At 45.7% G+C, this 19,729-nt stretch carries 12 protein-coding genes; 3 read left to right on the top strand and 9 right to left on the bottom strand.

What is annotated here, in order from left to right; genetic code table 11:
- The 5 genes from F3J22_RS07055 to ruvA all read right to left on the bottom strand — a co-directional run bounded on the left by F3J22_RS07055 (window position 1) and on the right by ruvA (window position 12,336).
- A complete protein-coding gene (locus F3J22_RS07055; protein WP_167015648.1) occupies window positions 1–2,280 on the bottom strand; it encodes a TonB-dependent receptor in 2,280 nt (759 codons plus the stop codon).
- A gap of 74 nt (window positions 2,281–2,354) precedes the next feature.
- Window positions 2,355–2,756 carry a hypothetical protein gene (locus F3J22_RS07050; RefSeq protein WP_167015646.1) on the bottom strand — a complete coding sequence of 134 codons (402 nt, stop codon included), beginning with the start codon at window positions 2,754–2,756 and terminating at the stop codon, window positions 2,355–2,357.
- A 160-nt stretch (window positions 2,757–2,916) separates the two neighbouring features.
- Window positions 2,917–4,329 carry a sialate O-acetylesterase gene (locus F3J22_RS07045; RefSeq protein WP_167015644.1) on the bottom strand — a complete coding sequence of 471 codons (1,413 nt, stop codon included), beginning with the start codon at window positions 4,327–4,329 and terminating at the stop codon, window positions 2,917–2,919.
- Between the two features lie 116 nt (window positions 4,330–4,445).
- Window positions 4,446–11,717 carry a cell surface protein SprA gene (sprA, locus tag F3J22_RS07040; RefSeq protein ID WP_167015642.1) on the bottom strand — a complete coding sequence of 2,424 codons (7,272 nt, stop codon included), beginning with the start codon at window positions 11,715–11,717 and terminating at the stop codon, window positions 4,446–4,448.
- A gap of 31 nt (window positions 11,718–11,748) precedes the next feature.
- Window positions 11,749–12,336, bottom strand: coding sequence for a Holliday junction branch migration protein RuvA (gene ruvA, locus F3J22_RS07035; RefSeq protein ID WP_167015640.1), 588 nt, complete (start codon window positions 12,334–12,336; stop codon window positions 11,749–11,751).
- A 191-nt stretch (window positions 12,337–12,527) separates the two neighbouring features.
- Here ruvA and F3J22_RS07030 point away from each other — a divergent pair, with 191 nt between their 5' ends.
- Window positions 12,528–13,532 carry a beta-ketoacyl-ACP synthase III gene (locus F3J22_RS07030; RefSeq protein ID WP_167015638.1) on the top strand — a complete coding sequence of 335 codons (1,005 nt, stop codon included), beginning with the start codon at window positions 12,528–12,530 and terminating at the stop codon, window positions 13,530–13,532.
- 27 nt (window positions 13,533–13,559) lie between these two features.
- On the opposite strand, the gene F3J22_RS07025 is transcribed toward F3J22_RS07030, so the two are convergent.
- The 4 genes from F3J22_RS07025 to F3J22_RS07010 all read right to left on the bottom strand — a co-directional run bounded on the left by F3J22_RS07025 (window position 13,560) and on the right by F3J22_RS07010 (window position 18,011).
- Window positions 13,560–14,708, bottom strand: coding sequence for a HAMP domain-containing sensor histidine kinase (locus F3J22_RS07025; protein ID WP_167015636.1), 1,149 nt, complete (start codon window positions 14,706–14,708; stop codon window positions 13,560–13,562).
- A complete protein-coding gene (locus F3J22_RS07020) occupies window positions 14,705–16,648 on the bottom strand; it encodes a sensor histidine kinase KdpD (RefSeq protein WP_167015634.1) in 1,944 nt (647 codons plus the stop codon). Before F3J22_RS07020 ends, F3J22_RS07025 begins: the two co-directional genes overlap by 4 nt.
- 114 nt (window positions 16,649–16,762) lie before the next feature.
- Window positions 16,763–17,458 carry an NUDIX domain-containing protein gene (locus F3J22_RS07015; protein ID WP_167015632.1) on the bottom strand — a complete coding sequence of 232 codons (696 nt, stop codon included), beginning with the start codon at window positions 17,456–17,458 and terminating at the stop codon, window positions 16,763–16,765.
- A gap of 61 nt (window positions 17,459–17,519) precedes the next feature.
- Window positions 17,520–18,011 (bottom strand): DinB family protein, encoded by a 492-nt coding sequence (locus F3J22_RS07010; RefSeq protein WP_167015630.1) that lies wholly within the window; start codon window positions 18,009–18,011, stop codon window positions 17,520–17,522.
- A gap of 284 nt (window positions 18,012–18,295) precedes the next feature.
- On the opposite strand from F3J22_RS07010, the gene F3J22_RS07005 reads away from it, so the two are divergent.
- Together F3J22_RS07005 and F3J22_RS07000 are read left to right on the top strand one after the other, a co-directional pair.
- On the top strand, window positions 18,296–18,763 hold the full coding sequence (locus F3J22_RS07005; protein WP_167015628.1) for a GNAT family N-acetyltransferase: 468 nt from the start codon (window positions 18,296–18,298) through the stop codon (window positions 18,761–18,763).
- A 73-nt stretch (window positions 18,764–18,836) separates the two neighbouring features.
- The gene (locus F3J22_RS07000) at window positions 18,837–19,688 is read left to right on the top strand and encodes a GNAT family N-acetyltransferase (RefSeq protein WP_167015626.1); all 852 of its coding nucleotides are present in this window, start codon (window positions 18,837–18,839) and stop codon (window positions 19,686–19,688) included.
- Window positions 19,689–19,729: the final 41 nt, after the last annotated feature.

Below are 19,729 nucleotides of genomic sequence, written 5' to 3'. Positions count from 1 at the left end.
CTATTTTTTACCGGTAAATGTATAAGCAATGCCAAAATTAAATGTCTGACGAGGTCCTACTCTGTAAGTAACGCCATATGCCGATTTCTCTGCGGTGGTAGCGTATAATCTGTCGCCCACATTCATGCAGTTGATCCAGCATTCAAAGGATTTATAACCGTAACCTGCGCGGATATTAAACAAATCATAACCTCCATAGCTGGCAGTATTTGCCGCATTCATGAAATAACTGCCGATATGCTGCCATTCACCGCCAAGTCTGAAACCACGCAGCACAGCAGGTTTCCAGGTAATTTCACTATTGGTGATCCACTTCGGTGCACCATTCATACGGTTATTATCGTACGTTTTCCCGTTCTCCGTATATGCGTCGAAGGTATGAAGTGCAAAGGTGCCGCTGGTCCTGATATAGATGCTTTTCAGCGGTGTATACTTTACGTTCCACTCGATACCACGATGCGTCGTAGCGCCTGTATTCCTGTTTTCATAACTACCATCCGGCTGCTGCACACTCACAATTTCGTTGGTACCTTTCATCTCATATACGCTAAGGTCTATATAACCTTTATCGTGATCAAACCCAAACCAGCCGCCTAATTCATAGTTATTATACGTTGCCTGTTGCAGCACCGGCACTTTCACTCCCTGGTACAGATCAGAAATATTCGGTGGTGCAAATCCCCTGCTATAGTTGGCATACAATCCGCGATTATGGCCAAGATTATAGGTAAGGCCTACTTTTGGCGTCAGGGCATTGAAATTATTTTTCTCGCTGGGTGCTCCGGTATAGGCAGATGGGGTAAGATGATTGACAAAATCATAATCCATACGGTCATACCTTACAGCGGCTACCAGTCGCATATTTTCTATCGGCGACATTTCAAACTGTGCATAGGCAGCAGTATTCAGGAGTCCTACCTTATAATCTGTCAGCACGGAATCGGTATTCTGATAATTAGTATAATATCCTGCTGCATTTTTATCGATAGTAATATATCCGGCATGATAGGTTGCCGGGCTGAAATCTGCGCTCAGACCGCCTATCAGCGCGGCGTTTTTCCAGTCGAATTTCTTTTTATGCTGTACAATAACCCCATAACTATGAAAGGCGTCGCTATTAATCTGGCCATTGGCCTTCAGTGGATTAGAGGTAGACTTAATGGCATAGAATGGATTCTGTCCGATGGTACTATGCCTATAAAACGCGGTAAAAGAGGTACTGTTGGTAGCGTTCCAGTCTTTATCCAACGTACTTCTGATGCGTAATGCCTGCACATCACGATAGGTGAATGTCTGGAAGTTACTGTAATCTTTACTGTAGAAATGTGCACTGTCAAGGCCGCCCACCTGGTCGGTATTATAATTAATGATGGTGGCAGCATTGGTCCATCGGGTGGTTGTATTCGGCTGGTAAACCGTTTTAAAACTCAATCCCAGCTTATGAAAATCGCTATGGTCCATATATCCGTTGGACTGATTTGCATAATAACCTGATACTGCTGCCCCCCATTTACCACTGGTACCGCTAGCGCTGAAGTCGGTGCGTTTATAGCCCCAGTTGCTCATCTCTGCCTGCACTTTCACGGTAGGCGCCAGTGTTGGCGACATCGTAATAAAATTAACCGCACCACCAACTGCTTCGCTACCATATAAAGAAGATGCTGGTCCGCGGATCACTTCAATATTTCTCAGCGCTGCCATATTGATTTCTATCAGTGCATTGTGGTTAAAATCGCCCACTGTTCTGATGGGAATACCATCTTCCAGATAGAGGAACAAGCTCTTATAACCAATAGGCTGGCGGATTGCCATGGTATGCTGTTCATTGCCCAGGTCTACCATATATACACCGCTTACTTTATTAAGCACTTTGTCCAGTGTGGTAGCTTTGGCTTCTTTCAATTCCTGGGGGGTAATTGTACTGATCGCGATGGGTGCATCCGTACGCAATTGTTTATCTCTGGACCCCGATACGATGACTTCATTCAGATTGGCCGCACGCGGCTCCAGGTATATAATTGAGGCATTTTGTACAGTGGTTGCAGGTAATTGCCTGGTAACATATCCCATACAGGAAATCAGTACAGAATCAGTTGCAGCGATATTCAGTTCAAAATGGCCCTGCGCGTTGGCAGTACAGCCTTTATTATTATGGAGGATACTAACAACAGCACCCGGAAGTGCCTCGTGCGTCTGCTTATCAGCAATACGCCCATGCCACTGCTGTGCATGGCACGTCAGTGCAGCCATGCAGGCAATGATGAGTAAACATTGTCTCATGTGATACAATAAATAGTCGATTGCACAAGCCGGCAATCAGATTGGTTAATCAGGAAAATATATAAGGAAAGTAATTAGCAGCTATACCACTGAGGCGGGTGAAATATAGCAAATACGGGGGTTGGGAGATATGGATCGTTATAAAATACAGTATGTTTGATAACAGCTGCAACAGGTGGTATCTGTGTGAATGTTTGTAATTCATTGACAAACATTACTTCGTAACTTTCTTTACCACTGTTGTTTTTTTCCTGCTGTGTATCTTTCTCTAATTCTTTTCTGAGATGACATTTACCATTACAATGCATCTCCGGTCTGCTCTTGTTTTCGCAAAGGTTTTGTGCAATGAATACCTGGTTAGCCCAGTATTGCATTACTATCAGGCTCTTACTGCAATTCTCCAGTAAAATTCCCGCAAACACCAATATGACGACGATATATTTCAAACCGCAGCAAAGATATATTGTAATCGGCATAAAAAGCGTGTAACAGAAGTAAATTTTATCGGTATTATATTTTTGCAACCGATACCTTCAGTATCGGTTGTTTTGGTTCCGCGCTGCGCGCGGGGGCTACCACCCCGATCTCCTTCCGGTACACGCTCTTGTTTTTTATTACATATATTTTTAAATTAAACTATTCTGTCTCCGCAGGAGTCGGCACCGGCCAGTTGTCTGTCCTGAACGGCGCCACCGGTAAGCCATCCTTACTAAACACATTCGGCGTTGCCATATTACTAAAACCAAACCTTACTGCAACAGGTACTTTCACCTGCTTACTGCTTACGATGATTTTATCTTTCTCCAGTTTAACATCTGCAGGATAAAAATTCTTATCCTCTCCCGCAATCATAAAATCACTGGCTTTGGTACCATTATGAATAACAAAACCATTCTTCGCATTATCAAAATACAGCACTGCTTTATCTTTGCTGATCTCCATGTTCTTAAACATCGGGCTCCATACTTCGCCCACACTTTGGTGATATGTTTCTGAAAGCGCCATGTTAGCTAATCTGGCCGCTACGTCTATTTTATTCTTTGGATGAATATCCTTTACATTATCGACCAGGTCAGTAATTACGACCATGCCCGTATTTTTAATTTGCAGGGCATTTGTTTGTTGTTCACGCAACAGTGCACCTATATTTTGCTTATCGTAATGATAAGGCGCAATCTGCACCAGATAGAACGGAAAATCATTGTTCCACTTACTTCTCCAGGAGGTCACCATGGTATCGAGCAACTGTGCATAGGTGGCAGCTGTTTTGGTATTGCTTTCTCCCTGGTACCAGATAGCACCGGCGATATTGTAATTGGTCAGTGGATATATCATAGCGTTATAGGCCGCTCCCGGCGTAACGGTCCACCACATGCTGTGCTCTATTTTTTCAGCAGCGGCTTTCAGTTCAGGATTTGAAGTTACCAGTGGAGCCGGCGTCCATACTTCTGCCGGTGTACCGCCCCATGCAGCGCTGATAATACCTACGGGGATATTCAGCTGCTGCTGTAATTTTTTCGCAAAGAAATAACCAACTGCACTGAAACCTTTCAGCGACTCAGGACCGCATACCTTCCAGGTGGCAGGCACATCGTCCTGCGGGGTGGCAGAAGTTATTCTGTCTACCCTGAATAAACGGATATTGCTGTTAGCGCTCTTCGGAAGTTCTTCCATCATCTGCGGCAGGTTCTGATTGCTGCTCCATTCCATATTCGACTGGCCGCTACATACCCATACTTCACCGATCAGGATATTTTCCAGTTTGATGGTATTGGCGCCACGAAACGTAATTGTATAAGGGCCGCCGGCAGCAGGTGTATTCACCTTTAGCTTCCACATGGCCTCGCTGGTAGCCATGACGGAATCGGTATGATTATCCCAGGAGGTGGTTATATACACTGTTTCGCCTGGAGAAGCCCAGCCCCAGAGAGAGACGGCTGATTTTTGCTGCAGCACCATATCACTGGCCAGCAACGCGGGTAAACGGACATCACTAAAGGCTTTCCCTAAAATAAACAGGAGGGCAAAGGTCGCGAGCATTTTCTTCATAACGGGAATTTTGCAGTAAGATATAGTTTTTTCAGGGCCGATAAAAGTACAGTATACGCATAAAAAAACCGGTCTCTACCAAGTAGAGACCGGTTCTGTAAAAAGCATTTTTATCACTACTGGCTCAACACAAACCGGAAGGTAATACCTCCCCTGGTATTTGTGATCGGGTAGGCAGATGATATAGCCGGTATCGTTTGTCTGCGATCATAGAAGAAACGCAGGTTCAGACGGTTGTTGACCACATAGTCGATAGATGGTGCGATACCAATTACCTTCTGGCCACTGGTCGGAATCACAAGGTCTGCGTCCAAACGGTTATTCACGGTTTTATCATCCCTGAAACTGAGGTCCAGTCGAAGGTTAAGGTCATTCTGCAACTTCTTGTTACCATTTTTATTGACAGCAAACGGTAAGGTTACCCCCCTGATACGGTAGCCACCACCAATGACGATCTCTGTAGACCGAAGCTCTGTGAGCTGGTAATCGATCAGACTAAGACTCAGACTACGCGATTTCCTGAACTCGAAACGGGCATTCAGCGTGCTTTTGAAGGTCATATCTATACCTATCAGCGGCACAAAGGCTTCCGTCATGGTCAGGTTTGGCACCAGGAAGTACGGATAATAGTTACCGGAGATAGTATCGCGGAAGGCTGGATAACCTGCCAGACGCGGATCTTCGTAATACATCGATGTATTGAAGGAACTCATACTCAGCGTTCCGGTATACTTATGCGTCAGCGTGAAGTTGGTCAGGAAGTTCTTGAACGGCTCCAACCTGCTCAAACCAGTATAGGTCAATGCCCAGTTTGGTTTTGGAATGTAGTTGCTGAAAGGATTGCTCTTCACATTATCATTACCCTGTTTCAGCAGTCCGATCGTTTCCGGACTCTTACCCGTATAGGCAGCCATAAACGCCGGAATAAGCACATCCTGTGCATACCTCGTATAACCATAACGGTAGGTCGGATCTTTAGGATCATAATATGGAATACCCGATTGGTCGTTATAAGGGTTCGCCGCACCTAATCTATTGGAGATAATATTACGGTAAGCCTCGAAATTGCGGAAGGTCTCAGAAATACCATCGGCTGTATTGATATGGCCGAACATCGTTTTCACCGCGATGTAGGTAATCTCAAAACCACCGGCATCATAAGGACTCAGGTGCTGGAATCCGGAAGTATCATCTACCACTTTAAACAGTTCTGTATGGTTTTTGGTAAATGACTTCGTCATATTCAGATCGATACGCAGGTCTGAGAATGGTTCCAGTTGCGCCTGCAATTGCCAACGCTGGGTATATTGCTGCTGGAACTGGATATTCATCTGCTGGTCCGGAGTGATAAGCCCTTTCTTCGCAAAATTGTCCATCCAGGCCCTGTCTGGCTGCTTACCAAATACGAAGCCCAGCCCTGGCGCCATAGAAGCCCAGTTCATACCCAATACCTTCGTACTGTCCAGGTAACCTGGTAACATAGTACCCGCGTTTTCATTGTAGCTGAAGTTGACACGTTTCATCATCGTCAGCACTTTGAACGCACCTTTTACAAATGGTGAAATCTCATCTGCACTATTGCTCTGGTTAATAGTTGGTGCTCCTTTCGGATCCTTAGTACCTGGCTTCTGGTTATTATTACTGTTATTATTTCTTGGTCTGCTATTGATTGCCCGCAGGAACTTCGACTTATTGTACAGTTCCGTAAAGTTCAGCTCTGCGTTGATGGTTTTATTATAGGTATTCTCGATAGCATTACCCAGGTACAACGCCAGCATGGAAGCACCGTTCCAGTGGTATTCCGTACCGTAGTTGAGGGCCACCTTCGTCCAGCTGAGTGCCGGGAACTTAGATGTAGGCAAGGTATATGTAATGTTGGCATTATGCATATACGTTGTGGTACGGCCACCTTTCCAGAAGTTATTCCACATGGTATCCTTTTTCTCGGCGGTATTGATACGGCCATCCGGTTCATCGATACGGGCACGGTTTACCGCATTGAATTCCACATTGATACTTCTGCTCAGGTCCCATTTAAGGGTATAGTAACGATCGAAAGTAAAGTACTTGTTATACGTTTCCGGCAACTGGTATTTCACATCACCTCCTACGTTACGCACACGCGTAGCTCCAAACTGCCTGGAGATATCCGCACGGAAACTCAGGATGCTCGGCATATAGTTGAAGTTGAAATCCTTTATCAGGTCGAACCAGTGCGACTTAGACCGGATCATCCGCTTAAACGGTTCTATATAATGTGCTTCTCCGGTAAAGTTATAACCTAGTCCCCCACGATGTTTGGTGAGCACATTACTCTGAATCAGCGGGTTATGATTGTTTATCTGTGAGAAAGAATAGCTCACGTCAAAGTTTTCCACATCCCATAAATGGTGCTTCCCTTTCCTGGTGTTCAACTTACGGACGTTGGTAAAGTTCAGACTCGTGATGGACGTGAAGTCCTGTGCATTCTTACGTATGGAATCCCGCTCCCGTTTATTACGGGCAAGGTCGAGCTTGTCTTTCAGCTTGATATCAAGATCATAAGGATCATATTCCGGATTACTTGCCGACTGTGAATAACCCGCATATACCGGTATAGACATAGCCGCCCGTTTAGGCAACAACTTACCCAGATCAAGATTGGCAGCAGCATCATACTGCAGGAAGTTATCCCTGAAACGCTCATTGACTCGCTGGTCAATATTTCCGAACCCTGCCGTGTGCATATTTCCCGAGACAGATATCGTACCCAGATCCGCCAATTGTATGTCCATACGGCCTAATGCAGCATAACCACCTTTCTCATCGAAGTCGGCCAGGCGCAATTCATCCAGCCATACTTCCGCACACTTCGTCATACCATCATTCTTTGGATTGACGATACCAATCATCATGGTACGTGCATCGCCCAAACTAGGGTTACCAACTACTGTCAGGTAGTTACCTGCAGCATCCGGTACCGGGTTCAGCGGGAACGGCAACAGCGGACTACAGGAGTCACACATGTTACGTTGCTGTTTCAGCTTGGTCCATTCACTCATCAGGAGATCCAGGTTATTGGCTTCCGGCCAGATGAGTTTAGGATCTGTACGACCACCGGTAACATTCGGATCTGTAACGGTCAACGGTATACGATATTCGTAATAGTTACTTACAAAGTCGCTACCTACACGGATAACGGCCTGGATATCCCCGGTTTTCAACTGAGAGTTGCCTGCAGCCTCTGCGTGTATATACATCTGCAAACGCTTATACTGGCGCAGGTCCATATTCAGCGTCTTATACACCGCCCTCGTATCGCCATCCTTCAGGTTACATACCTGTAACGATAACGACTGCTCATTCAGTTGCAGGGTAGTATTATTGGTAGATATAGTATTCTGACGAACCACTCCTTCCGGCAACACATAGTTAATTGGTAAGCGGCTGGAGTTTTCTTCAATATTTACGGCAGACTGATTGAAAGTGGTGCTGTTATCCAAAGGAACAGGATCACCGGCTTTCAGTTCATAATCATATTTACGCCACTGGCTACGTACCAGCGCCAGTTTACCGAAACGCAGCACCACAGAATCAGACCATCCGGTCAGGAACATACGCATAAAGCGGATGGACTTAAAGTCAGGGATAGAACCCACTTTGCTGTCGAACTGGTTAATAGGCACCTTAAACTGGTACCAGTTTTCCACCGTGTCTTTACCGTTCTGCAGTTTCACTTTTGCCGGGATCTTATCTACCAGGAAGTTCTGGCCAATCACCATGCTGCTCGGTTTCAGATCGATACGGTACTGGAAGTATTCTTCCGTTTCGTTCAGCGTATTATCATGGTTCAGATCTTCTGACTCAGGGATATTGGTAGCAGCAGATGAATAGGTAGAATTTCCGGAAGAAGCAGGTGAGTTACCTTCAGGGTTGCTATAGTTTTTATAACGTCCAAGAATACTCGTATTGCTATAATCGCGGTAGTGTTTATAGTTATCGTTAGATGGATCGGCATGTGCTGCAGCCCCCAGCGGAGAGCTGGCGCCGAAGTTCATATCGATGGTATCCAGGTATTTTTTGAAGAACAGCTGTTCATCTGCAGATTGCAGACCATCATAACCAACGTCCTGGAAGGCGCGGATAGCAGGGTCGTTATCGAAGGCCTGTGTTATCTGTTGCTGGAACTTAGGAATACGGCCCCAGTTAGACGAGTCGAGCTTCGCGGTTTCTGAAGGATTAGGTAACCCGTTTTCGAAGAACTTCTTACCATCTTTCAGGATATCCTCAGAAACGTTACCCAGGTTGAAATACAGCTGACCACCAGCAGGGTTGGTAGATGCACCAAATGGATCCTGTATCCAGAACTCGATATACTCAATATTGGATGTCTCGAAGTCACTGTTATCAATCGCACGCATGATACCACCCCATCTTGACTGCGGATTATTCAGTTTTCCGGTTCTGTCTATAGAAAGCGGGCTGCTGGTAAAGTTGTACGGACCGCGGTCTTTCGGATAATAGGCAAGATCGAGGGTACTCAGCTGTGCCTGACCAAAGTCGGTAGACTTATTCGCAAATACTTCGCTTTGATATACCAGGCGCACACGTGGATCTGACTGGGCATCTTTATCAATACCGGCAGGCAGGTTAGGAGAATTTGGTATTTGTAATGTTGGTTCGATGATATACCAGGCCAGTTTAGACCTGTTTTTACCATAGTCGAGCACGTTATTCAATTCCGCTTCCGGGAACAGTACCTGTCCACCTGCATTGGTAGCGCCTTTAGGCGTAGATGCCAGTGCCCAGTTGGTAGCAGGGAATTTCAGATCGTAGTCGCTTTTCACACCTTCGAAGTCGTCGATGTAGGCCGTACCTTGTTTACTGCCGGCAGCGTTGATCAGTTTATTATGACCAGGGAACAGGCGGGCTACCTCACCGGTGAATAGGATATTGGAAGGAGCGGTACTATGGAAGTTCGGGAGTTTATTCAGGAACTTCGTCAGTCCTTTCCACTCTGAGTTATAGTTTACGTCGAAGCCCACCATGGTATTTTTGATAGGATCATCGCCATAATTGACTTTCTGGTAGTAAGGTCTTTCGCTCATACGCACGAGGGTACTACCGAAGCTAAGTTTATCATTCACCAGGTAATCGAGTCGTGTACCGAAATAGTTACGTACCTGCTGCCCGAATAACGAGTTATTTTCATATTGTACGTTGATCGGAACACCGGAGCTGAGCACGCCACTGTTGATGATTTTCAGTCGGCCCAGGTTATAATCAATGATGTAGTCAACGTTTTCGCGGAGCATTTGTCCACCAGCCGTAACTGTTACAGATCCTGGCGGGATGTTGGGTGCCAGGCTGATTTCTGATGTACTTGCTGATTTATAGGAACCTCTGATCACATACCTGTTGAGTTGCGGGAACTGTTGTGCCACCACTTTAATGGAGTCGTAAAGTATCCCGAAGAGGTATTGTTTTTCCAATGTTACATCACCACCGAAGGCAGGTTTCAGGCCACCATTGAAGGGTTCCAGCATAGGGAACATGATACGGCCATTCATAGAATTGATCGTATAGCCTTCTACGTAGTCGAACACACCATCCGGCTGGGGATCCAGCTGGTTATTGAGTCGGTCGAGGTTGAGAATAGAGATGATAGGAGCGCCTGCATAGGAGCCTTTGGCATCTGGAATATATCTTTTATCACTTGGCGGTCGTCCTTCGGCACCAGGATCTTTATAATAAACATCCATTTTGAAGTCTTCCTTATTCAGTGCATATCCTCCGGTATTGTAGATGTTTTTCATCATCAGTTTCCAGATAGGGAGCACCGGGCGGGCGGAAGTAGCTTTCAGGAGTTTCAGGAAGAGTACAGGCTGATTGGCGCTGTTATTCTGATCCGGTGGAACATCCTGGGAAAATTCCCCTACTTTATACGTTTTACCGTTGTATGTATATTGGAATGCTACTGCAAGGACTTCGTCTGGTTGTAATTGCTGGTTAAGGGATATAAAGCCTAATTGCTTATTGTAAGTATATTCGGTTGAGTCGAGTTTTCGTGCAAATGTTTTTTCGTATTCCGAGACGGGCTGTATGCCTAGCGATAGTAACTGGCTGACGACCGTTCCCGTGGCCCTGTTGGCGGAGTTGCTTATCAACCGCGGGTAGAGGTCATTGACCCCGTTATCCGGGAGGTGCGACGATGTCAGTACAGAAATGGTATTGTTGTACGGTTTGTACTCACCAAGGTCCATCAGCCCGACGATGTCGCGTGTCTGGGTGGTGGCACCGGTTTTATTGGTGACCCATACCTCCAGTCTGGAAATATTCACGAGCGACTGAATAATGGGCAGTTTTTGCATGGCATAGTTGAAGGTATCCTTAAAAAACTGCGACAACAGGAAGTGCCTGTTGTCTTCATATTCGTCTGCCCGGATATTATAATCCTGGACCATGGTACCTCCTTTCAGCTGGAGGTTTTGTTTTTGAGATTTCTGGTTAGATAAAACGCTGGTTACTGTCAGACGTCCGAATTGCAGTTGTGTTTTCACCCCGAAAAGCGACTGCACCCCTGAGATGAGTGAGCTGCGGAGGGGGAAGCTTACGTTACCTGCTTCTATTTTCTTGATAATTTCATCAGCATACCCGGTATATTCCAGTTTGATCTGATTTTCATAATCAAATGCAGACTGGGTATTATAGTTGGTGATGATTTTGAGTTTATCTCCGATTTTACCGGTAACGTTCATGTTGATGCCCATATCGAAGTTAAATCCTCCGTTTTTGCGGGCTTGTTCAACGAGTACCGGGTTTTTGATATTCTGGCCCTGGTAGCCGAAAGTCAGGTCGAGGCTTCCCTGTGGTTTGATATCCACCTGGCTGCCACCGAAAATTCTGTCGAAGAGGTTATTTCCCTGAATCATTTTAGGGCCATTGCCTTTCTGATTGAGGTTACCCAGGGTACTGGCGCGTTTTTGCCAGTAATCCTGTTCACTTTGAGCCGATTGCATCTTCCAGAATTCATCGAAACTCATATAGGTAGGGTTACGATAGTATTGGTTACCAATTTTTTCGGTAACAGTATACTGTTTCGTAACAGGGTCATAGTCAACTGATTTGTTGATATTCGCAGGATCTTTAAGGTCCATAGCATTACGGGACGATGGATCAGTCATACTGGGCCCACGTCTGTCCTGCAAGGGATATTTCAAGGTATCTTTCTTATTGGTTGTATCCGGGGCTGCTTGGGCAGGAGAGGAATCCGCTGCCGGCACCTGGTGTTCGTTTACATCTGCGGACAAATACATTCTCCCTGAACGGTCCCTGGCGGCAGTGTCAACAATGATAAAAGATACAATTCCTATTACTGCAAATACACCAAAGTACTTCTTATTTGCCAAGAAAAATAGGTTTTTATAGAGGTAACGTAAATTATAAACTCTTCAGAGCCTTCTTTATCAGCTCTTCGAGATTTTGCAATAGTGGTTCATTTTTCATAACTCTCGTGATTGCCGATTCCGCCATGTTTTTGGCAATTCCCAAAGTTACCAGTGCATTTAACGCATCTTCTTGAATAGTATTGTCTGCAGGCAGAGATAAATGTATAGGATGATCTTTTCCTTTTTTCACTTTATCCTTGAGTTCCAGGATAACCCGTTTCGCTGTTTTGGCGCCTATACCCTTAACGCTTTCGAGCATTTTCTCGTTTTCCATCATAATCGCACGGGTAATATCTTCCGGTTGAAGAGAAGATAACATCATTCTGGCGGTGCTCGCGCCGATACCCGAAACGCTGATTAACAGCAAAAAAAGGCTTCTCTCCGATTCTTCAAAGAAGCCATACATGGTATGGGCATCTTCTTTAATATGCAGATAAGTTAACAATTTACAGGACTCCAGTCCCTGAATACGGGAATATGTATTCAAACTTATCTGGACTTCATAACCAACTCCATTCACATCGAGGTGTACAAGCGCAGGAGATTTATAAGCCAGTTTTCCATTCAAATAAGCGATCATACAAGGTAAAGGTTCAGTAAGTTAATGAAACTTGGGAAAAAATAATAATTCTCATTTCCCCGAATACCGGCAAAGATGCTAACTTTTAACGTATTGTCAAATGCCTTTAAAGGGCTCATATGCGACTTTTTTAGGAAATATTCGTTTATGTCGTATTTTTACGCCTCGATTTAAACACATATTTAGTTCATATGAATAAAATTACGGCCGCGATTACAGCGGTGGGTGGCTATGTTCCCGACTATGTTCTTTCGAATAAGGAGCTGGAGAAATTAGTCGATACAACTGATGAGTGGATATTAACCCGTACCGGTATCTCCGAAAGAAGAATTCTGAAAGGGGAAGGGAAAGGTACCTCTGACTTGTGCGTGCCTGTAGCACTCGAGATCTGCAAAAAGAGAGGCATTTCACCTGCCGATATCGATTTGCTGATTGTGGCCACAGTTACCCCGGATATGACCTTCCCGGCTACTGCCAATGTGGTAACTGATAAAATTGGTGCCGTAAACGCTTTCGGCTTCGATATCAGCGCCGCCTGCTCAGGATTCCTCTATGCACTCGATACTGGTGCCCGCTTCATCGAAAGTGGTCGTTACTCAAAAGTAATGGTCATCGGCGCCGATAAAATGAGCTCTATCATTGACTATACCGACAGAACTACCTGCATCATCTTCGGTGATGGCGCCGGTGGTGTACTGCTGGAACCTAATACAGAAGGTTATGGCCTCATCGACAGCATCCTGAAAAGTGATGGTCATGGCCGCGAATACCTCCACATGAAAGCTGGTGGCTCCGTGAAACCTGCAAGTATCGAAACCGTTACCAACCGCGAACACTATGTGTACCAGGAAGGTAAAATGGTATTCAAATACGCAGTTTCCAACATGGCTGAAGCAGCCGGAGACGTGATGAAACGCAACAACCTCACCGCGGACAACATCGCATGGCTCGTGCCTCACCAGGCAAACCAACGTATCATCAACGCTACTTCTTCCTATATCAACCTGCCGGAAGAAAAAGTAATGATGAATATCCAACGCTACGGAAATACTACCGCCGGTACTATTCCGCTCTGCCTCTGGGATTACGAAAAACAACTGAAAAAAGGCGATAACCTGATCCTCGCAGCATTTGGTGGTGGCTTCACCTGGGGCTCCTCCTATATCAAATGGGCGTACGACGGAGATAAAATTTAATTCGGTTTTACCGGAAAATGTTTGATACTAAGACAGAAGGGGTACAATAGTGCCCCTTCCCTGTTTTAATACCAGGGAAATAGTGAGATATCTGTCCGCACTTACTTCTACTACTATATCTCCCCCCATTCTTACCGCAAAATCACGACTCACCGCCATCCCCAGTGCGTAAGTATCCCGTTGCCACGCAAATACCCCCTCCGATACATCCACCGCATTGGCACCGGCATCTATCGCCAGGGAGGTACGTACCCGCTCCTCATCAGGCCAGGCATCCAATATCAGCAAACTATCAGGCACCGCATGCTTTATCGCTGCCAGCAACATATGCCGCAGGATAAACTGCAATATCTCCATATCAGCCTCTACCACCATCGTATCCGGAATACGGTCTACCACCGACAGATGATGCTCCCGTATGCTCATATCCAACCCTATCTCCGCCGCCTGCACCTGCTCCTGTAGCCAGCAAGTCACCGGCGAATACTCATAGCCTGACAACTGTAGCTTAATCCATCTTAATACATTATCAAACACCTCAAGGGTCTTTTGCGACGAAGCCCCAATCTGGCGCATCGCCTCCAGCATCTCCGCTTTACTCATCTCCCCACTCTTCAACTCTCCGGCAACAGTGGTAATATGTAATAATGGTTCCCGGAAATCATTGGCTATAATGGAAATCAGCTTATTCTTAAACTCGTCTGTAGCCTTCAGCTCGGCATTTTTCTCAGAAATGGCAGCATATCCTTTTGCCAGTTCTTTTTCCTGACGACGGGCCTTTCTGAAATTATAATACCTGCTCAACAGTAATACCAGCAGCAACACGGCTACTACTATCAGACCCGCTGTCAGCAATTGCGTATTTTTCTTTTCCTGTACTTTCTCCTGGATTTTCTCCTGCTGCAATTTATTCTTCATGGCCAACGCCTGCCCTGCCCGGGCTTTCAGCAAAAACTCCAGGTAATCAATGCTGTCCAGCCTGGAATTATCCTGATGGGCCAGCAGGTATATCTCCTGCCTGGTTGCCGCGGCATCAGCTTCATCACCCATAGCAATACAATGCTGCAAACGTTGATAGAGTGAATCTGCGGGGGTATCATAGGCATACGCCGGCATCCAGCTGCCAAAACAACAGCCCGATACCAACAATATGATATATGCGATCCTCCTTATCATGCTTCCGTTTTAGCAGCCGGTAAACTATAGCAGAACGTCGCTCCTTTCACCGGATTGTTCTCTGCCCATATTTCACCATTCATTTTTTCTATAAAATCTTTGCAGATGATCAACGCGATTCCTGCCCCTTTACCTTTACGTCCCTTGGCAGTCATGGTCTGGCCTACCGAAAACAATCCAGGCAATACTGCCGGATCGATGCCAGTACCCTCATCAGAAAAAGCTACTGTCACCATCGTTTTATTACGTGTAACCGTCACGGTTATTGCCTGCCCTTTCTCCGAAAATTTAGTGGCGTTGTGCAACAGGTTCCTGTTCACAAATTGCAGCATTTCATAATCTGCCATCACTGCGGCATCAGCATCCGGAGAAATAACCACTTGCAGCTGCTTTTCCGCCAGTATGGGCTGCAGGGTTTCTGCGGTTATCGCCACCATATCCTTTACTACAAAAGGTTCCGGCTGATAGGTAAAACCAGAGAGTTGAGTATGCATCCACCGGAGAATACCATCAAAAACCTGTAATGTATTTTTTGCACGGGCGTCTACCTTCACAATCATACCAGTGGCGTCTTCCAGGGAAATCGTATCTTCTTCTACAAAGCTGCTGATACTTACAATATTATTCAAAGGACTCCTGAAGTCATGCGCTATCAGCGAGATCAGCTTATTTTTGAAATCATCATTTATTCGCAGCTGCTCCGTTCTGGCGTTCAGTTCTTTTTGCAGGAAAGCCAGTCGCCGCGCGTTACTACGACTCATCCTGTAGGCCTGAAAAAGATGCAGCAGTAAGGAAGAGAGCAACAATAACACTACCAGCAAAAAGATAGAAAGATAGCGCCAGTAGATCGTTTCAGTACTCTTTTTTTCCAGTACGCTACGCTGATACATATGCTGCAGCTTCATGGAATCCAGCTTATGGTCGTTGGCAGAAATATCCATGAAAATGCTGGTACCAGCCGTTTTTACCTCTTCTTCCTGATTGAGTATCCGGGCCAGTAAACCAGTATAGTAATTTGCAGCGGCATGATCTCCCGCTTTTTCGCTGTGTTCATACAACTTCATCACGGTTGGCTTCATCAGCCCCAGGTATCCGCCTTTTATAGCATAGTCGAGCCCCTTACGGAAATAAGTCATACTATCAGCCTGATGAAATGCTGATTTATAACCTGCCAGCTGTATGGCCCCATATAAGCACAGGTAATACAATCCTTGTTCTTCTGCGTTCTGTAAGGTTTCCTGTAGCATGGCCATGCTCTCTTTCACTTTTCCCAGCTGCACTTGTTCATTTGCCTGTAATAGCCTGGTATACAATATTTCCCGCTGGTTATTATACCGCATGGCAGTAATAGCAGCCTGGTGCAGGGCTTCGGCAGCCTGTTTCCTGGCTTCCGGAGTGGTATCTGCCGCATGGATTACGTAGTAATTTGCCAGCAGCAAGCCATAAATGGAGTCGTTTTTCAATGCCTGGCCCCTGGCCATGGCAGTATCCATCATTGCCTTGCCCTGTGCCATATAGCCCAGGTAGTTCTGGTATATACCGATGTTCATCAGGTTGAGGGCCACACTGGCCGAATCACCGGATTCACGGGCGGAGAGCAGACTTTCGTTGTAAAAAAGATAAGAGAGGTAGCGGTTGGGTTTGAAGGCATAGAAACTACCCATATTACGCAATGCGACTGTTAGTCCGGCTGTATAATGCTGCCTGGAAGCTACTTTTACAGCTTCATCAGCATATACGCCACAGCTGTCCAGCTGACAGGCCTGATAAAGTGTAGCCAGCCGGTTTAATATATCAACATACGCTATACTATCCGTTGTCGTTTCCAGTTCAGCCTTTACCCCTGCAATTACCGGCTGCTGGCCCCGCAGGTCCTTCAGCAGTAATAACAAGACAAGCAATAACAGAAAATTCCTGAGATATGGATAAAATCGAATCATGCACATGCAATTGCATAACTGAAAATAGTCAAAAAACTCCTAATAACGATGCAATGGCACTGTTCGCAGAAAATGAACAGCTGGAAAGAAGTAATGAACAGAATGAACAACGCATCAGATCTCAAACACCAGGCCTTTACGCTTCAGCAGCTCATATTTATCAGGATCAAACCTGTAAAGATGCGCGCCTTTCTTGGAAGAGGTTTTATCTTTCTCTTCCAGTTTTTCCATGACATCCAGCGAGAGTATTTTCTTACGGAAATTACGTTTATCCAGTGTGCGGCCGTAAATTTCTTCGTATAAGCTTCTGAGTTGTGAAAGGGTAAATTTCTCTGGCAGCAGCTCAAAGCCTATCGGGTGAAACTGGGCATTGTCGCGCAGTTTTACCAGCGCATCTTCAATCATCTTCTTATGATCAAATATCAGCTCCGGCATATGTTCCAGTTCCAGCCAGTGTGCTCCGTGCTCCTGGGCCAGCGGCTTATCATGATCCTTGATCCTGATAAGTGCATAATAGGCCACAGAGATCACGCGGGCGCCGGTATCGCGGGATACGTCGCCATAGCAGTGCAGCTGGTCCATATAAATATCATCTAAGCCGGTGGTCATCTTCAATACCCTGGCCGCAGCATCATTGGTACCTTCGTCTTCCTGCACAAAACCGCCAACCAGCGACCATTCGCCCGCCATTGGCGCCACTTTACGCTTGATCACCAGCAGTTTCAGCTTACCTTCATCAAATCCGAAAATGATGCAATCTACTGCTACTAAATGCCTTGGTGCCTGCGAATAAAAAGAAGCCGCGTTCATAAAGTGGTTATTTGTCTGATCAAGAATATGTAAAAATAATACAATGAATATTAAAATCGGGCTATTTCCTTGTAGTAAATGTGCTGAAGTCCAGCGACGGGATTTTTGTAACCCCCAGCTGCCTTAGCATAGATACCAGCTGCCCCCGGTGAAAAGAGCTGTGGTTGCAAGCATGCATCAGGATGTCTTCGGCTTTCATCTTGTAATGGTCGCTTTTTTGCCTGGTAAAGGCGACCACATGTCCCAGCCTGGCCGGCGTTGCTGCCTTCACCCACGACTCCAGCATAACGGAGGTCTTCTGCCACTGGTCACAACCGGCGGAAAAACTTCCCGGATATGTCCCCCCGGGCTCCACCGGCTTCTCTACCAGCTGCAATCGCTGCAGCCACACTGCTTCGGCATTCCATATATGCAATACCGTGTCCCGCATATTCCCAAAACTTCCTCCCAGCTCCTGTATTGCCTGCTCCTCCGTCAGCTTCTGCAATACTGTACAAACGCGCTTGTTGGCCCATACATTGTAAGCGGTATATCTTTCGAGGATATCTTTCATTTTAATCTTTTTGTATCTTCCGGAAATTCCAACAAAATAAAATATTGTTTAGCAATTTTGTACCAGTAATTTCTACATCTTCCTCTCTCCTACATCATCTTTCCTCTAACCCGAATCCTCTTCCAACAGTATTTTTTAATTATTTTGCAAGAGGTGCACATCGGGAACAAATGTATATTTCCCCGGAAACATGTAGTGACAGCAGGATTCATAAAAATTGAACCGGTATGGGACCGGACCGCAACGCCGCAAATAGCAGTTAATTTATTATAACAGATTTACATATGGAAAAAATTACGGTAAGGGTTGCACGAAAAGAAGATTGTCCACGTTTATTGGAATTGATCAGAGAGCTGGCGGAATATGAAAAAGCGCCGGAAGAAGTAACCGTAACCCTCGAACACTTTGAAGAAGCAGGTTTTGGAAGCAATCCTGTATGGAAGGCATTTGTTGCAACAGTAATGGAGGACGACAAAGAATTCATCGTTGGATTTGCATTATATTACGTAAGGTATTCTACCTGGAAAGGGTCACGCCTCTACCTCGAAGATATTATCGTAACTGAAAAATGGAGAGGCCGCCAGGTAGGTCAGCTACTGTTTGAGCAACTGTTTGAGGAAGCCAGGGAGAAACAGTTCTGCGGCATCACTTTCCAGGTACTGGAATGGAATGAACCAGCGATTAATTTCTATAAAAAATTCCAGGCTAAATTCGACCCGGAATGGATAAATGTGAGCATAGAAATGAAATAGTTTTTCCGCTCATATAATTCCGCTGCTGTATATGAGATTTGATTATTAATATTGACCATATCTAATATTCATCATGACATTTCTCCATGACTTCCACGATCTCCGGCTGGAATCAACGGAAAAGATTACGGATACCTTTAATCTGGCTTTCAGCGACTACCTAGTGCCGCTGCACCTTACACCCAGCATGCTGGAAGAAAAAATGGCTGCAGAAAACCTGCAGCGTAATTTCTCCATCGGCGCTTTCAACGGTAGTGAACTATGTGGCTTTATTTTACACGGGACAGACAGCCTAGAAAATCCGCTCATTCTCTACAACGGAGGTACCGGTGTTATACCCGCCTACAGAGGCCAGCGGCTGGTACAGCAGATGTATGAATCTTTCATTCCCATCTACCAGCAGGAAGGCATTCTGCAGATTATCCTGGAAGTAATCAGCACCAACCAGAAGGCCATCAATGCCTATAAAGGCAGCGGATTTACCCAAACCCGTTTGTTACATAGTTACAAGGGAGATGTACAAATTACCCGTAGTTTACCTGAGATAGAGATTGTGCATAACCCTTCTCCCGATTGGTTGATGCTCGCCGGTTTCATGGATATGGAGCCTGCATGGAGTAATCGCCCGCAATGTATAAAAAGGGAAGCCAGCGTTATTACGTGGGAGGCCAGGAAAGATGGTAAGGTTGTCGGATATCTCGCGATCAATAAAAATAGCAGGCGTATCCGAAATATCAGTGTGGCACCGGACTACAGACGCCAGGGTATCGGCAGTGCACTGCTGAAACATGCTACTGAAGCACTGAGCAGTACCGCTATCACAGCACTCAACGTAGACGACGATTTCCCGGAGATCAGCCTCTTTTTTGAAAATGCCGGCATGGTCAACTGGTTATCCCAGTACGAAATGGTAGCCGATATATAACTGTTTTAAATAGAAAAAGGCCACTACGCTAAGCGTAGTGG

This window comes from Chitinophaga sp. Cy-1792 (assembly GCF_011752935.1).
In the GTDB taxonomy this organism is placed as follows: domain Bacteria; phylum Bacteroidota; class Bacteroidia; order Chitinophagales; family Chitinophagaceae; genus Chitinophaga.
Note: the sequence above shows the minus strand (reverse complement) of the source record. Positions and strands in the feature narration are given on the sequence as shown.

Excerpts from the sequence above, each read along its gene's own strand:
- F3J22_RS07055 (WP_167015648.1), bottom strand. The coding sequence starts at position 2,280 with ATGAGACAATGTTTACTCATCATTGCCTGCATGGCTGCACTGACGTGC.
- F3J22_RS07050 (WP_167015646.1), bottom strand. The coding sequence starts at position 2,756 with ATGCCGATTACAATATATCTTTGCTGCGGTTTGAAATATATCGTCGTC.
- F3J22_RS07045 (WP_167015644.1), bottom strand. The coding sequence starts at position 4,329 with ATGAAGAAAATGCTCGCGACCTTTGCCCTCCTGTTTATTTTAGGGAAA.
- ruvA (WP_167015640.1), bottom strand. The coding sequence starts at position 12,336 with ATGATCGCTTATTTGAATGGAAAACTGGCTTATAAATCTCCTGCGCTT.
- F3J22_RS07030 (WP_167015638.1), top strand. The coding sequence starts at position 12,528 with ATGAATAAAATTACGGCCGCGATTACAGCGGTGGGTGGCTATGTTCCC.
- F3J22_RS07025 (WP_167015636.1), bottom strand. The coding sequence starts at position 14,708 with ATGATAAGGAGGATCGCATATATCATATTGTTGGTATCGGGCTGTTGT.
- F3J22_RS07020 (WP_167015634.1), bottom strand. The coding sequence starts at position 16,648 with ATGATTCGATTTTATCCATATCTCAGGAATTTTCTGTTATTGCTTGTC.
- F3J22_RS07015 (WP_167015632.1), bottom strand. The coding sequence starts at position 17,458 with ATGAACGCGGCTTCTTTTTATTCGCAGGCACCAAGGCATTTAGTAGCA.
- F3J22_RS07010 (WP_167015630.1), bottom strand. The coding sequence starts at position 18,011 with ATGAAAGATATCCTCGAAAGATATACCGCTTACAATGTATGGGCCAAC.
- F3J22_RS07005 (WP_167015628.1), top strand. The coding sequence starts at position 18,296 with ATGGAAAAAATTACGGTAAGGGTTGCACGAAAAGAAGATTGTCCACGT.
- F3J22_RS07000 (WP_167015626.1), top strand. The coding sequence starts at position 18,837 with ATGACATTTCTCCATGACTTCCACGATCTCCGGCTGGAATCAACGGAA.